General features: G+C 61.5%; 15 protein-coding genes. 6 read left to right on the top strand and 9 right to left on the bottom strand.

The annotated features are described in order from the left end of the window. Positions 1 to 122: 122 nt before the first annotated feature. Positions 123 to 695 carry a DUF2780 domain-containing protein gene (locus GIW04_RS04915; RefSeq protein ID WP_003194844.1) on the top strand — a complete coding sequence of 191 codons (573 nt, stop codon included), beginning with the start codon at positions 123 to 125 and terminating at the stop codon, positions 693 to 695. Here GIW04_RS04915 and GIW04_RS04910 read toward each other — a convergent pair. Then, the gene (locus GIW04_RS04910) at positions 692 to 1576 is read right to left on the bottom strand and encodes an acyltransferase (protein ID WP_120247538.1); all 885 of its coding nucleotides are present in this window, start codon (positions 1574 to 1576) and stop codon (positions 692 to 694) included. The genes GIW04_RS04915 and GIW04_RS04910 overlap by 4 nt on opposite strands. A 171-nt stretch (positions 1577 to 1747) precedes the next feature. Between GIW04_RS04910 and rloA2 the strand changes: the two genes are divergently transcribed. Genes rloA2 through GIW04_RS31430 form a run of 5 tightly spaced genes read left to right on the top strand, consistent with a single transcriptional unit; the run spans position 1748 to position 5944 of the window. Then, positions 1748 to 2248, top strand: a complete 501-nt coding sequence (rloA2, locus tag GIW04_RS04905) for a retropepsin-like aspartic peptidase RloA2 (protein WP_094773884.1) — start codon at positions 1748 to 1750, stop codon at positions 2246 to 2248. 8 nt (positions 2249 to 2256) lie between these two features. Then, positions 2257 to 2925: a two-component system response regulator CreB gene (gene creB / locus GIW04_RS04900; protein WP_003194839.1), complete on the top strand. Its 669-nt coding sequence runs from the start codon at positions 2257 to 2259 to the stop codon at positions 2923 to 2925. After that, the gene (gene creC, locus GIW04_RS04895) at positions 2925 to 4364 is read left to right on the top strand and encodes a two-component system sensor histidine kinase CreC (RefSeq protein WP_120247539.1); all 1440 of its coding nucleotides are present in this window, start codon (positions 2925 to 2927) and stop codon (positions 4362 to 4364) included. The genes creB and creC overlap by 1 nt, the downstream gene beginning before the upstream one ends. Positions 4365 to 4415: 51 nt before the next feature. Beyond that, a complete protein-coding gene (gene creD, locus GIW04_RS04890; RefSeq protein WP_034133932.1) occupies positions 4416 to 5765 on the top strand; it encodes a cell envelope integrity protein CreD in 1350 nt (449 codons plus the stop codon). Further along, on the top strand, positions 5762 to 5944 hold the full coding sequence (locus GIW04_RS31430) for a hypothetical protein (protein ID WP_034133931.1): 183 nt from the start codon (positions 5762 to 5764) through the stop codon (positions 5942 to 5944). Before creD ends, GIW04_RS31430 begins: the two co-directional genes overlap by 4 nt. Here the strand turns inward: GIW04_RS31430 and GIW04_RS04880 are convergent. The 8 genes from GIW04_RS04880 to GIW04_RS04845 all read right to left on the bottom strand — a co-directional run bounded on the left by GIW04_RS04880 (position 5929) and on the right by GIW04_RS04845 (position 14966). Continuing rightward, the gene (locus GIW04_RS04880) at positions 5929 to 6558 is read right to left on the bottom strand and encodes a glutathione S-transferase family protein (RefSeq protein ID WP_003194835.1); all 630 of its coding nucleotides are present in this window, start codon (positions 6556 to 6558) and stop codon (positions 5929 to 5931) included. The genes GIW04_RS31430 and GIW04_RS04880 overlap by 16 nt on opposite strands. Positions 6559 to 6719: 161 nt before the next feature. Further along, complete coding sequence (locus GIW04_RS04875) at positions 6720 to 6902, bottom strand: hypothetical protein (RefSeq protein ID WP_003194833.1); 183 nt, start codon at positions 6900 to 6902, stop codon at positions 6720 to 6722. Beyond that, entirely contained in the window at positions 6899 to 8002 is a 1104-nt protein-coding gene (locus GIW04_RS04870) for a PepSY-associated TM helix domain-containing protein (protein WP_120247540.1), read from the bottom strand. The genes GIW04_RS04875 and GIW04_RS04870 overlap by 4 nt, the downstream gene beginning before the upstream one ends. A 62-nt stretch (positions 8003 to 8064) precedes the next feature. Next, a complete protein-coding gene (locus tag GIW04_RS04865; RefSeq protein ID WP_120247541.1) occupies positions 8065 to 10494 on the bottom strand; it encodes a TonB-dependent siderophore receptor in 2430 nt (809 codons plus the stop codon). 207 nt (positions 10495 to 10701) lie between these two features. Further along, complete coding sequence (locus GIW04_RS04860) at positions 10702 to 11670, bottom strand: FecR domain-containing protein (protein ID WP_120247542.1); 969 nt, start codon at positions 11668 to 11670, stop codon at positions 10702 to 10704. Continuing rightward, the gene (locus GIW04_RS04855; protein WP_003194824.1) at positions 11667 to 12185 is read right to left on the bottom strand and encodes an RNA polymerase sigma factor; all 519 of its coding nucleotides are present in this window, start codon (positions 12183 to 12185) and stop codon (positions 11667 to 11669) included. Before GIW04_RS04855 ends, GIW04_RS04860 begins: the two co-directional genes overlap by 4 nt. Before the next feature lie 154 nt (positions 12186 to 12339). Beyond that, positions 12340 to 13047 (bottom strand): 3'-5' exonuclease, encoded by a 708-nt coding sequence (locus tag GIW04_RS04850; RefSeq protein WP_120247543.1) that lies wholly within the window; start codon positions 13045 to 13047, stop codon positions 12340 to 12342. After that, positions 13044 to 14966: a putative nucleotidyltransferase substrate binding domain-containing protein gene (locus GIW04_RS04845; protein ID WP_003194820.1), complete on the bottom strand. Its 1923-nt coding sequence runs from the start codon at positions 14964 to 14966 to the stop codon at positions 13044 to 13046. Before GIW04_RS04845 ends, GIW04_RS04850 begins: the two co-directional genes overlap by 4 nt. Positions 14967 to 14987: the final 21 nt, after the last annotated feature.

Genomic DNA, 14987 nt, shown 5'->3' with positions numbered 1-14987 from the left:
ACAAATTCTATAGTCAGTTCATGGACCCGCTTATCCTCGATGGGTTCCTGAGGGGCTTTGGAACAACCGACGGGATACCCAGTCCAACGCCTGCTTTACCCCTATATCCAGAGGTTGTTTCGATGAAGATTTCACGCGGTTTTGCCCTGTCCTGCCTGTTGACCGTGGCCGCCGGCCCGGTATTCGCCGCAGGTTTCAGCCTTGGCGATGCAGCCAACGCCATTTCCGGCATGCAGGGTGGCAACAACAAGGCCGCTGCCGCCGCGCCCACGTCGCAGACGGCCGACCTGCTGACGGCCTTGACCTCGCAACTGAACATCACCCCCGAGCAAGCGGTGGGCGGCACGGGCGCTATGCTGGGCCTGGCCAAGAACAAATTGAGCGGCAATGACTTCTCGCAGCTGAGTAACAGTGTGCCGGGCCTCGACAAGCTGTCGGGTAATAACGCATTGGGCAGCCTCGGTGCCTTGAGCGGGATGCTCGGCCAAACCGGCGGCAGCAAGACCAGCGGCCTGGACGGCCTGTTGGGCAACGTGAAAAGCACCAATGACTTGAACACCGCCTTCAGCGCCTTGGGCATGGACAGCGGCATGGTCGGTCAGTTTGCCCCGGTGATCCTGAAATACCTCGGCGGCGAGGGCGCCAGCAGCTCCGTACTGGGTAAATTGGCTCAGGCTTGGGGCACCGGCAGCTAAGGCTCTTCGCGCAGTTGTTCGATGCGCGCATCCTTTTCCATCCAGAGCTGGTTGACCCAGTTCTGGACGGTCTGGCGAAAGGCCGGATCATTCTCGTAATCCCCTTGCCACAACGCCGAGTCCAGCTCGCGGGTGCGGATATCCACGATCACCTTCGGCACCGCGCCGCTGATCAAGTCCCAGAACCCCGGAATCTTTTGCTGCGGGTACACCACGGTCACGTCGAGGATCGCGTCCAACTGTTCGCCCATCGCCGCCAGCACAAAGGCCACACCGCCCGCCTTGGGCTTGAGCAACCGGTTATACGGTGAAGCCTGTTGCGTGCGCTTGGCCTCGTTGAACCGCGTGCCCTCCAGGTAATTGACCACGGTGACCGGCTGGCGTTTGAACAGCTCGCACGCTTGCTTGGTGATCTTCAAATCCTGCCCCGCCAGCTCCGGGTGCTTGGCCAGGAACGCCTTGGTGTAGCGCTTCATGAAGGGGTAATCCAGCGCCCACCAGGCCAGGCCGAGGAAGGGCACCCAGATCAGTTCTTTTTTCAGGAAGAACTTGAAGAACGGTGTGCGCCGGTTCAATGCCTGGATCAGTGCGGGAATGTCGACCCAGGATTGGTGGTTGCTGATCACCAGGTAAGAGGTATCGCCGCGCAGGTCCTCGCCACCGCGAATATCCCATTGGGTGGGGATGCACGCGGCGAAGATCAGCTTGTCGATCTCGGCCCAGGTCTCGGCGATCCACATCACCGCCCATGAGGCATAGTCACGCGAGCGCCCTGGCGCCACCAGCTTGAGCAGGGCGAAGGCCATCAAGGGGCCGATCAGGATCAGCGTGTTGAGTAACAGCAGCAGTGTAACCAGACAGCCGGTGAGCAGGCGGCGCATAAGCAACTCTTGGAATTCTGTGGGCGGGCCATGATAAGCAAGGTGAGTCTAGAGGCCAAATCGCAAAATGCCCGACGAATGTTTCACACTGTGCGCGATATGCTCGGTCATCCAACTAAGTGCTGTGTTTGCGGTCTAGACTCCGCCCACTTCTTTCGAGGAAATCCTGCCGTGAAATTACTCCTTGCCGCGTTCGCCCTGGTTGCCGTACCTGTCATGGCGGCCGAGCCGACCCTTTACGGTCGCTACGAATACATCCAGTTGCCGGAGATCGGCCAGACGTTCAAGGCCAAGATGGACACCGGCGCACTGACCGCCTCGCTGTCGGCGCGTGACATCGAAACCTTCAAGCGCGACGGCGATGACTGGGTGCGCTTCCGCCTCGGCGGTGAGGACGCCGGTAACAAGGTGTATGAGCATAAGGTGTCGCGCATCAGCAAGATCAAGAGCCGCGCCGACGAAGATGATGACAAGGACGAAGCCAGCGTGGCCAAGCGCCCGGTGATCGACCTGGAAATGTGCCTGGGCGACGTCAAGCGCACCGTCGAGGTCAACCTCACTGACCGCAGCAGTTTCAACTACCCACTGTTGATCGGCGCCAAGGCCCTGCGTGAGTTTGGTGCTGCGGTGAACCCGGCGCGTCGTTACACTGCCGACAAACCGGACTGCTGATTGAACCCATGCCGCACATCCTGATTGTCGAAGACGAAGCGGCAATAGCCGACACGCTGATCTTTGCCCTGCAAGGCGAAGGCTTCACCACTACCTGGCTGACGCTCGGCCAGGCCGCGCTGGAACATCAGCGCCAGACCCCGGCCGACCTGGTCATCCTCGACATCGGCCTGCCGGACATCACCGGCTTTGAAACCTGCAAACAATTGCGCCGGTTCAGCGAAGTGCCGGTGATGTTCCTCAGTGCCCGGGATGCCGAGATCGACCGGGTGGTGGGGCTGGAGATCGGCGCCGACGATTATGTGGTCAAGCCTTTCAGCCCACGGGAAGTGGCGGCGCGGGTCAGGGCGATTCTCAAGCGGGTCGGCCCGGGTGTGGCGCCAACCCTGTTCCAAGTGGATCTGGAGCGCATGCAGATTCTCTATCGCGGCCAACCCTTGAGCCTCACGCGTCATGAGTTCCGCCTGCTGCAAAGCCTGCTGGAACAACCCGAGCGCGTGTTCAGCCGCGAGCAACTGCTGGACGCGGTGGGCGTACCCTTTGATGCCGGTTACGAGCGCAATATCGACAGCCATATCAAAAGCCTGCGCAGCAAGCTTCGGAGTGTGGCGGCGGACGCCGAGCCGATCCAGACCCATCGTGGCCTTGGCTATAGCTACAGCCCGAGCCACAGCTGATGCGCCTGGGGCTGCGGATTTTCCTGGTGTATGCGCTGTTTATCGGCCTGACCGGCTACTTCGTGCTCAACACCGTGATGAAGGAAATCCGCCCCGGCGTGCGCCAGTCCACCGAAGAAACCCTGGTGGACACCGCTAACCTGTTGGCCGAGATCCTGCGCGAGGACGTGAAGAACGGCACCCTCGGCCAGAGTCATTGGCCAGCGCTGCTCAAGGCCTATGGCAACCGTCAACCGGGTGCGGTGATCTGGGGGCTGCCGAAAAACCAGGTCAACCATCGCATCTACGTGACTGACGCCAAGGGCAGGGTATTGCTCGACTCCAGCGGTGAAGCGGTGGGCCAGGACTATTCGAAATGGAACGACGTGTACCTGACCCTGCGTGGCGAATACGGCGCGCGCTCCACCCGCAGCGATGTGGACGACCCGACTTCATCAGTGATGCACGTGGGGGCGCCGATTCGCGATAACGGCCAGATCATCGGCGTGGTCACCGTGGCCAAGCCCAACAGCTCGTTGCAACCCTACGTGGATCGCACCGAGCGGCGCCTGCTGTGGTACGGCGCCGGGCTGGTCACCCTGGGGCTGCTGCTGGGCGCGCTATTGTCGTGGTGGCTGACGGTGGCCCTCAGACGCCTTACCGCCTATGCCGAAGCCGTGAGCGAGGGCCGCCGCGCCGAGTTGCCGCATTATCGCGGCGGCGAGCTCAAGCAGTTATCCACCGCCGTGGAACACATGCGCACGCAGCTGGAAGGCAAGGCTTACGTAGAGCGCTACGTGCATACCCTGACCCATGAATTGAAAAGCCCGTTGGCGGCGATTCGCGGCGCGGCGGAGTTGTTGCAGGGCGATATGAGCCGCGAGCAGCAGCAGCGGTTTGTCGGCAATATCGACAGCGAAAGCGCGCGCCTGCAGCAGTTGATCGAACGCCTGTTGAACCTGGCCCAGGTGGAGCAGCGCCAGGGTCTGGAAGAGCAGTCGAGCATTCCTTTGGCCGCGCTGGTTGAGGATGTGCTCAAGGCTCAATGTGCGCGGATCGAAGGCGCCGGCTTGCACGTCGAGCAGGCCATCGCCGCCGATCTGCGGGTGTTTGGCGAACCCTTCCTGCTGCGCCAGGCTTTGGGTAACCTGCTGGACAATGCCCTGGATTTCACCCCGCCCGGCGGCACGCTGAGGTTCAGCGCCCAGGTGCGGCATCACGAGGTGCAGGTCAGCCTGTTCAACCAGGCCGAGGCGATTCCCGATTACGCCTTGCCGCGCCTGAGCGAGCGCTTCTACTCGCTGCCGCGCCCGGCCAGTGGGCGCAAAAGTACGGGCCTGGGGCTCAACTTTGTCGAAGAAGTGATGAAGCTGCACGGCGGCACCCTGCAGATCGGCAACGTACCCGGCGGCGTGCAAGCGGTGCTGCATCTCCACACAGTCTCCACATTGCCCACATAAATCCCCCATACCGGCTGGGCAGACTCTCCCCATCAAAACAGGGAGAGACCCATGAACCGCAACCTGCTTTTCAAATTGGGCGCGATTGCGCTGCTGATCCTGCTGTTGCTGATTCCATTGTTGATGATCAACGGCATCATCAGCGACCGTCAGCAACTGCGCGACGGCGTATTGATGGACATTGCCAGAAGCTCAAGCTTTGCCCAGCGCCTCACCGGGCCGGTGATGGTGGTGCCGTATCGCAAGACCGTGCGTGAGTGGAAGCTCAATGAAAAGCTCAACAAGCGCTACGAAGAAACCCGTGAAGAACGCGGCCGTCTGTATTTCCTGCCGGATCGTTTTGAGCTCGACGGCAAGGTGCAAACCGAACTGCGCTCGCGGGGGATCTACCAGGCGCGGTTGTTCCACGCCGACAACCGTATCAGCGGGCGTTTCGAGTTGCCTGCGCAGTTGGGGATCACCGAAGACTTTGCAGACTACCGCTTTGAACCGGCGTTTCTGGCGGTGGGCATCAGTGATATTCGCGGCATTGAAAACGCGCTGAAGCTGGAACTGGGTGAGCAGCGGCTGGAGTTCTCGCCGGGTTCCCAAGTCGATTGGCTGGGCGAGGGTGTGCATGTGACGTTGCCCGAGCAAGACAGCAAGAAACCCGCCGTGGTGGAGTTCGCCTTCGACCTGCGCCTGCAAGGCACCGAGCAACTGCAAGTGGTGCCCGTGGGCAAGACCAGCCAGGTGTCACTGGCGTCCAACTGGCCGCACCCGAGCTTTATCGGCAACTTCCTGCCGGCTCAACGTGAGGTCACCGACCAGGGTTTCAGCGCCAATTGGCAGACGACATTCTTCTCCACCAATCTGGAACAAGCCCTGCAGAACTGCCTGGACGGGCAAGGCTGTGAAAACTTCAGCAACCGCAGCTTTGGCGTGAACTTCATCGACCCGGTAGACCAGTACCTCAAGAGCGACCGGGCGATTAAATATGCGCTGTTGTTTATCGCGCTGACCTTTGCTGGCTTCTTCCTGTTCGAGGTGCTCAAGAGTTTGGCGGTGCACCCGATCCAGTACGCTTTGGTGGGCGTCGCGCTGGCGTTCTTCTACCTGCTGCTGTTGTCCTTGTCCGAGCATCTGGGCTTTGCCCTGGCCTACCTGATATCCGCCAGCGCCTGTGTGGTGTTGATCGGCTTCTACGTGTGCCATGTGCTGCGCAGCGTTGCCCACGGCCTGGGGTTTTCGGCCGGGCTGGCGGCGTTGTATGGCTTGCTGTACGGGTTGCTCAGTGCCGAGGATTACGCGCTGTTGATGGGCTCGCTGTTGCTGTTTGGCCTGTTGGGCACAGTGATGGTGCTGACACGCAAGCTGGATTGGTACGGCGTGGGTAAACGCAAGGTGGAGCAAGGGCAATGATCGGACTGCGCGAAGACCAGCAGATGAAGGCGAAGATGGTCAACTTCCTCAATCACACCGCCTCACACTGTAGGAGCGAGCTTGCTCGCGAAGAACGCCAAGACACCACGTTTAACCAGACTACCCGCGTTATCGTTGACGATTTTCGCGAGCAAGCTCGCTCCTACAGGGGCGGCTGAGTCTGCTGCATCGAAGGCCGCAGGCTGACCTCGGCGTACCAGGCGGCAAGCTTGGGGTTGTCCGAGCGCCACTGCATATCCGGATGACGAAAGTCGATATAACCCAGTGCACAGGCCACACTGATGGTGGCGATGTCGAAGTGGCTGGCCAGTTCGGCAATGGCGTCTCGCTCCAGCTCGGCGAGGGCGCGGCGGATCTTGTTGCGCTGTTCATCCAGCCAGGGCGCCCAGTGTTTTTCTGGCGGGCGCATGGCGGTCTCGTAACGCACCAGCACGGCGGCATCCATGATGCCGTCAGCCATCGAGGCCAGGGTCAGGCGCCGCCAGCGGGCCGAGCCGTCGCGGGGGATCAGCGGGTTGCCGACATGCTGGTGGTCGAAGTAATCGAGGATCACCCGGCTGTCGTGCAATACCGAACCGTCGGCCAGGCGCAGGGCCGGGATCTTGCCGGTGGGGTTGCCTTGCACCACATCGGCGTCCGGGGTGATGGGCGTGGGCATGCAAGCGTGCAGGGCCACGCGGTCTTGTTGGCCGGTCTCGATCAGCAGCACACGGACTTTGCGCACGAAGGGTGACGCTGGGTTGTGGAACAAGGTCATGCTGGGCGCGGACATGGGCATTCCTCGAGGTGAATTGTGGCTAGCCTAGAGGGTTGTGCGGTGCCTGGCGAGGGGGCCACGTTGTTTTTGCGGCCTCATCGCAGGCAAGCCAGCTCCCACATTGGACGGCGTTCACAGGTCAAAATGTGGGAGCTGGCTTGCCTGCGATAGCGACCTCAGCCGCGCCGCTTAACCAACCCCCATACACCCATCATTGCCGGTATCCCGAGCCCGATCCAACTCAACGAATCCCACCACCCATCCCCCAGCAGCGCCGCAAACAACCCGGCGGCACTGAGCAGGCCAATCCCCAGTGGTATGGCAAACACCTTCCAGAAATTCGACTGCCGCGGCTTCATACCTTGGCCGCCTTGCGCCGCACGACCCATAAGTAAATGCCGCTCACCAGCACGATGATGGTCAACACATCCAGCACCGCCCACAGGACTTTCATCGGCATGCCGCCGTAATCACCAAAATGCAGGGGTTGGGACATGCCCATGGCGTCCATGTACCACGGCCGTTCGGCGATGGCAGTGACGGCCAGGGTGCTGGCGTCGATCAGGACCGGTGTCAGCAAATGGGAGGTCAGGTGCGTGCTGCCTTTCATGAACACAGCGTAGTGATGTTCGCTGGAGAAGCGTGTGCCGGGGAAGGCGATAAAGTCTGGCTCCATACCCGGTGCGGCCTTGGCGGCAATGCTCAACAGCTCGGTGGCGGGTGCGCGCTGGGTCAGCGGCGGGGCGTTCTTGTAGGGTTCGATCATGGCGCTGAGGCTGTCCTCGCGCCACGCCGCGATGATCAGGTCGGCGCAGGCGCTGATCACGCCAGTCACACCCACCACCAGCGCCCAGGTCAGGGTGACCACGCCGATCAGGTTGTGCAGGTCGAGCCAGCGCAGGCGGGTGGACTTATCCTGGCGCACGGTGGCGAACTTCAAGCGGCGCATGAACGGCAGGTACAACACCGTGCCCGAGATAATCGCCAGTACAAACAGAATGCCCATGAACGCCAGCAGCAACTTGCCCGGCAGCCCGGCAAACATATCCACATGCAGGCGCAGCAGGAACAGGGTGAAGCCCCCATTGGCAGACGGCATTTCGACGGTTTCGCCAGTGCGGGCATCGAGCATGAAGGTGTGCGACGAGTTCGGCTCCGTGCCGGCTGTGGCCGCCATGATCGCGATCACGCCGTTGTTGTCGTCTTCGTCCCAGGCCAGGTACTGCATGGCCTCGCCGGGGCGATGGGCCTGGGCTTTAGCCACAAGCTGCTCAAGGTTGAGCCGGGGCGTATCGGCGGGCATCTGCGCCAGTTCGGGCTCATTGCCCAGCAGGTGGTCGATCTCGTGGTGAAACACCAACGGCAGGCCGGTGAGGGCGAGCAGCAGCAGGAATACGGTGCAGATCAGGCTGGTCCAGGTGTGGATGAAGGACCAGCGGCGGATGGTTTTGCTTTTCATTGTCTAGCCTTCAGATGCACCAAAGCCGCCCTGTGGGGCGGCCTGGTGGTTAGCTCAGCTGATTACCACTGGTAGGTGGCGCTGGCGACTACGCTGCGTTGGTCGCCGAAGTAGCAATAGGAGCCATCGCAGGTGGAAATGTAGTCTTTGTTGAACAGGTTGGTCGCGTTCACTTTCACCGACGCGCCCTTGAGGCTGTTGTCCAGGCGACCGAGGTCGTAATGCACCGCGCCGTCGAACACGGTGTAGGCGTCGGCCTTGCCGGCCCAGGTATTGGCTTGGTCGCCATAGGTATTGCCGGTATAGCGTGCGCCGAAGCCGATACCGAAACCGTCGAGCGCGCCGGTGTGCCAGGTGTAGTCGGTCCACAAGGACGCTTGTTGGTTAGGCATCAGTTGCAGGCGGTTGCCTTTGAACTCGCCTTTTTGCACTTCGGATTTGGCCAACGTGTAGGCAGCGATCACTTTGAGGTTCTCGGTCACGTCAGATACGGCTTCCAGCTCCAGGCCTTTGACTTTCACTACGCCGGTCTGGTCGGTGACAGAAACACCACCGGACTGGAAGCTGCTGACCAGAACGTTCTTCTGGGTCAGGTCATACAGCGCGGCACTGAGTAGCGTGTTCGAACCCGGCGGTTGGTACTTGATCCCCAATTCCCACTGCTTGCCTTCGGTGGGCTTATAGGATTCTGTAGGAGAGGCGCTGGCGTTGCTCGCCGGCTGGAAAGATTCGGCGTAGGAGATATACGGTACGAAGCCCGAGTCGAACACATAGCTCAGTGCCGCGTTACCGCTGAAATTCTTGCTGCGGTCAGTATTGGTCGCGTCGTTTTTGTTGAGGTACGTAGTGCCTTGGTGCACCCAGTCTTCACGGCCACCCAGGGTCAAGCGCCAGTTATCAAGAGCCATCTGGTCTTGGACGTAGAGGCCGGTCTGGACGGTTTTCTGATTGTAGTCGTAGAAAGCGCCGGAGCGTGCGGGGCGTTCAACTGGCGTGGTGTTGACCGGGTTGAAGATGTTGACTCGTCCGGCCTGCCCGTAAATCGACAGGTACGAGGTATCGGTACGCTGGTGGTCAAGCCCGAGTAGAAGGGTGTGGGTGACGTCGCCGGTGGAGAAGTCGGCCTGAAAGTTGTTATCTACCGCCAATTGTCCGATGTTCTCGTCCACGTTGGTCGAAGAACGGTCCATATTGCCTTCGGCGTCGACCGGTGCCCAGGCAAAGGCGCCCACGGTCAATTGTTGGAACGACAATTCTGATTTGGTGTAACGCAGATTCTGTTTGAACTGCCAGGTATCGTTGAAGCGGTGCTCGAATGCGTAGCCGAGTGCGTAATAGGTACGGTCGTAGAACTCGTAGTCCGGATCGCCCAGGTTTTTATGATGCGAAACGTCACCCAGTGGCGACTTGATCTTGGTGCCGACTATCGGCAGGAACTGGCTGGTCGCCCCGGTATCGTCGCGGGTGAACTGCGACAGCAAGGTCAACTTGGTATCGGTGTCGATATTCCAGGTCAAGCTCGGTGCGATGTTGTACCGCTTGTTGTCGATGTGATCGACCTGGGTACCGGCATCGCGCACCACGCCGCCAACGCTGTAGAGAAACTGGCCCTCATCATCGATCTTGCCAGTGCTTTCGAAATTGATCTGGCGGTGGTTGTCACTGCCGTATTGCACCTGGATAGCACTGCTCTGTTCGGCGCTGGGACGGCGGCTGACCATGTCCAGCAAGCCACCAGGTGGAGTTTGACCATAAACCGATGAAGCCGGGCCGCGCAGCAGGGCGAGGCGATCGAGGTTCCAGGTTTCGGCTTTTGGGTTGGCGTACACGCCACGGGGCAGTGGCAGGCCATCAAGGAATTGCGTCGGCTCGAAGCCGCGCACACGCATCCAGTCGTAACGGGTGTCGCTGCCGTAGCTGGCGGACACGATGCCGGGCATGTACTTGACCGCGTCGTCGAGGTTCTGCACGTTACGGTCCTGCATCTGCTCGCGGGTGGCAACCGAGATCGAGCGTGGTGCCTCAACCAGCGCGGTATCGGTTTTGGTGCCGGCGGCGGTGCGCTTTGCTACATATCCCTCCACCGGCCCCCAAGCGCTTTCATAGCTGCCTTGGCCGGTGATGTTGGTGGTCGGCAAGGCGACGACGCCCTCCGGAACCGGCATCAGGGTGTAAGTGCCCGCACTGCTTTGCTCCAACTGCAACCCCGTCCCCCGCAAGGCCTCACGCAACGCGCCCTGCGCATCGAACTGGCCTTTGACCGGTGCCGAGGTCTTGCCGGCGGCGAGTGCGGGGTTGAGGGTCAGCGCCAGGCCGCCCTGGCTGGCGATCTGGTTCAGGGTGGTGGCCAGGGGCGCAGCGGGCAGGTTATAGGCGCGCACGCTGGAGGCTTGTTCGGCGGCATACAGCGTGGTGCTGGCCAGCGGGGCGCTGAGGGCGATCGCCACGGCTAACAGGCTGGGGCGCAACAAGGTGTCTAGCGTGCGGGACATAAGGGCGGCTCCTGAATGGAAATATTTCTCAATTGCCTAGGTGCCGAGCGAGAATCGAAAAGTGATAGGGGTGAGTGAAAATATTTTTCGCAGGTGCGCTTGAGGGCCTCATCGCAGGCAAGCCAGCTCCTACAGTTGAAGGTGTTCGCAATTCGAAATGTGGGAGCTGGCTTGCCTGCGATAGCAATCGCCCAGGCGCTGCAGGACCTAAGGCTTACCCTTGACGGTCACCCACCACGGCGTGTGCTGCTCGATCTGCACCGGCAAAGTCGGCAACAGCGCATTCAATGCCAACGTGGTGTCATGCAGCGGGAAACTGCCGGTGATGCGCAGGTCGGCCACGTTGTTATCCACCCCCAGGTAGCCGGTGCGATAGCGCGCCAACTCCTCGATCACATCCCCCAGCCGAGCGTTGTCCACTACCAGCATGCCGCGCGTCCAGGCATCGGTGGCCGGGGTGACGGCCAGCAACGGGCCAAGGCCGTCGCTGCGCATCAGCACCTGCTGGCCCGCCTTGAACACCTGTTCGTGGTGCAACGCCTCGGGCTGGGCGGCCACGGCTGACTGCAACACACTCAGGCGCGTAGCGTCGTCTTCGCGCTTGACGATAAACCGAGTACCCAGCGCCCGCAGGCTGCCATCGCGGGTTTGCACGTAGAAAGGGCGTGAATCGTCGTGGCCGGTTTCGACGAGAATTTCGCCTGCCTGCAACACGATCAAGCGGCGTGTTTCGTCGAAGCGCACATCAATGGCGCTGTGGGTGTTGAGGTTGATCCGCGTGCCGTCCGCCAGCTTCAGCGTGCGCTGTTCACCGGTGGCGGTGCGCTGGTCGGCCAGCCAATAGTGAATAGGCACGTAACGCTCACCGGCAAACAGCGCCAGGCCGCACACCAGCACGATACTGGCCAGGCCCCGGCCCAGTTTGCGCACGCGTTGGCGGATGCCGTGGCGCGATTGCAGCAACGCCGCCCGGGCCGGGCCCGAGGCCACGCTGAAACGCTGGTCGAGCATGCCCAACTGGCGCCAGGCGCGCGCATGTTCCTCATCGCTGGCCAGCCACTTGCTGAACTCTTCCTGTTCCACCGCGTTGCCGTTGCCCGAGTCGAGGGACAGTTGCCAGGCAATCGCGGCATCCAGCACGCGCGACGACACCGGTTTGGAGCCGATGGCGGTCACGACGGCTCGCCATACAGTGCGATGTAGCACTGGCGAATGCCCTGGGCCAGGTATTGGCGCACGCGGGGCACTGACACGCCCAGGCGCTGGGCGATTTCGGCGTGGCCCAGGCCGTCGAGGCGGTTATAGAGGAACGCGGCGCGGGCCTTGCTAGACAATTTGCCGAGCAGGCGGTCGATGGCCTTGAGGTCTTCGAGGATCAGTTGCTGGGCTTCCGGCGAAGGCTGTTCGCTTTCCGGGATCAGCATCAATTCGGTGAGGTAGGCCTGCTCCAAAGCTGCACGACGGAAGTAGTCGAACAGCAATCCCTTGGCGATCGCCACCAGGAACGCCCGCGGTTCGCGGGGCTCGCGCAACTCATCACGGCCCAGCAGGCGCATGAAGGTGTCCTGGCTCAGGTCTTCGGCACGGCTCGGGCACGCCACGTTACGTCGCAGCCAAGCCAACAGCCAGCCACGGTGGTCGCGATATAACGCACCAACAAGCTCACTGCGTGGGGTCTGGACCGACGACAAGGCATCACCGAATAAACAAGAGGTTTAAACTAACGAGAATTATTCGCGATTGTCGCAGAGGCGTGGAGTGGGCGCAATTGGCGTCTGTCGGGAGATCGTTCCCACGCTCTGCGTGGGAATGCATCCTGCGATGCTCCGCGTCGGGCGCGAAGCGTTAAAGGGAAGGCGCCTGTTTGCGCCGTTTCCATTGGGCCAAACGCGCTTGCAGCGCCTGGGGCGTGTCGATCTGTTGCTGTCGCGCACGGCTGAACAGGATCAGCATCAGCTCCGCCGTCGCCAATGCATCGGCGCTGGCGTGATGGCGTTCGCCGGCCTGTAGCCTGAAGTGGTTGAGCCAATCATCCAGCCCGGCCTCGCGAATATGCGCCTCGGGGCACAACAACGGGGCCAGGTCAGCCACATCCAGGAATGGATGGGCCAGGCGATACCCCAGGCTGTCCTTGAGCGCCCGGCACAGCATGTGTTGATCAAACGGCGCATGAAAAGCCAGCAGAGGGCTGTCGCCCACGAACGCCATGAAATCCAGCAACGCTTCGGCCGGGTCGCTGCCGGCGGCGATTGCACTGGGCCCCAGCCCGTGGATCAGCACACTGGGGCTGAGCTTGGTGTCGGTGCGTTGCAGCGTGCGTTCGAACAGCTGGGAAAAATCCACCGCACCGTCTTCGATGACCACGGCGCCGATCGACAGCACCTGGTCGCGGTGAAGGTTCAGGCCGCTGGTTTCCAGGTCCACCACCACCCAGCGCTGGCTGCGCATTGGGCCGTTGCCCAGTTCGGCGGGCGTGGGTAACTGCTCCAGGCGCTGCTGTTGCGCAGCGTTGAGCCCAGGCTTTTTGGCGCGCAGCCAGCCAAACAAACTCACAGCTGATACCGCAAGCTCAGGCTGCTTTGCAGGCGTTGGGCCTGGCGCAGAGACTCACGCAGGATGCGCCTGTCCAGGTGGTTGAGGCTGTCGGGGTCGACGCGGTTGGAATAGGGCAGGTTCTCGCGGGTCTGCAATTGATGCTGCTGCATGCGGGTCTGCTGGATAAAGTGGTAGGCCTCTTCATAGGCGGCGCCATCCAGGGGTTCGATCACGGCCTTGTCCACCAATTGGCGCAGGCGTTCCAGGGTGTTGTTGGCGTGGATGCCATTGGCCAGGGCCAACAGGCGCGCGCCGTCTACAAAGGGCGTGAGGCCCTGCACCTTGAGGTCGAGGGTGGCTTTTTCGCCATTTTTGCGGGTCAGCACGAACTCGCGGAAACGCCCCACCGGCGGGCGTCGCAGCAGCGCATTTTCGGCCAGCATCCGCTGGAACAAGCGGTTATCCGCCACCTGGTCGAGAATGCCCTGGCGCAGTTGCTCGCAACCGCGCTCGTCGCCCCACACCACGCGCAAGTCAAAATAGATGCTTGAGCCCAGCAGGTTTTCTGGCGTCGCCTCACGAATGAACGCGCCGAAGCGCCGCGCCCACTCCACGCGAGACAAGCACAGCTCGGGGTTGCCGGCCATGATATTGCCCTTACATAGGCTGAAGCCGCACAGCGCCAGGCTTTGGTTGATGTGCTGCGCCAGGGGCAACAAGCGGCCACGAAAGTCGGCGGCTTCGACGGCGTCCTTGGCCGCGAACAGGATGCCGTTGTCCTGGTCGGTGTACAGCGTTTGTTCGCGACGGCCTTCGCTGCCAAAACACAGCCAACTGAAAGGCACGCCGGGGTCGCCTTTTTCCGCGAGGGTCAGCTCGATCACCCGGCACACGGTGTGGTCGTTGAGCAGCGTGATGATGTGGGTGATCTGGGTGGATGAGGCGCCATGGGCGAGCATGCGCTCCACCAACTGGCCGATTTCACCGCGAATCGCCACCAGGTTTTCCACCCGGGGTGCATTGCGGATGGTGCGGGCCAGGTGCACCAGGTCCACACGCTGCAAGGAGAACAAGTCACGCTCGGAGACCACGCCACACAGGCGCTGGTCTTGCACCAGGCACACGTGGGCGATATGCCGCTCGGTCATGGCGATGGCCGCATCGAAAGCGCTGTGTTCCGGGCTCAAGTAAAACGGTGCCTGGGTCATGTGCCCGGCAATGCTCTGGCTGAAGTCGCTGGTGCCATCGGCGACCACCTGGCGCAGATCTCGCAGGGTGAAGATGCCCAGGGGCGCCTTGTATTCGTTGACGATCACAATGCTGCCGACCTGCTGTTCGTGCATCAAAGTCACTGCTTCGCGCAACGGCGTGTGCGAGCTGCAGGTGACCGGGTGGCGCATGGCCAATTCACCCAGGCGGGTATTCAAGGAGTATTGGGTGCCGAGGGTTTCCACGGCTTTTTGCTGTACCTGCTGGTTGACCTGGTCGAGCAAGCTGCTGACCCCGCGCAAGGCGAAATCACGAAACGGGCTAGACAGGGCGAACAGCTTGATAAAGGCCGGTTTGTTCAATTGCAGGCAAAAGGTGTCTTCAGCGGCTTTGTGTTCTGTGCGGGTCGCGCGTTCACCCAGCAAGGCGGCGAGGGGGAAGCATTCGCCGGTGGCGATTTCAAAGGTGGTGTCCGCCGAGTCTGGGCGCTCGCCCACGACCCGCCCCTGTTTGACGATATAAAAATGCTCGACCGGGCCGCCCGACGGTTTGAGGATGCTGTCGCCAGGGCCGTAGAAACGCAGCTGGCACTGTTCCACCAGGAAGGCCAGGTGCGCCTGCTCCATCTGATTGAACGGCGGGAAGCGTTGCAGGAATTGCAGGGTGCCGTGGATGTTCTGCAACACCGCGGTTTTACCCGCCTGTGCGAATGCATCAGCTTTACTCATAACAGTGACCGCAGTGTTTTT

It is taken from the genome of Pseudomonas sp. PA-4-8C (genome assembly GCF_021606625.1).
GTDB lineage: Bacteria > Pseudomonadota > Gammaproteobacteria > Pseudomonadales > Pseudomonadaceae > Aquipseudomonas > Aquipseudomonas lactis.
Note: the sequence above shows the minus strand (reverse complement) of the source record. Positions and strands in the feature narration are given on the sequence as shown.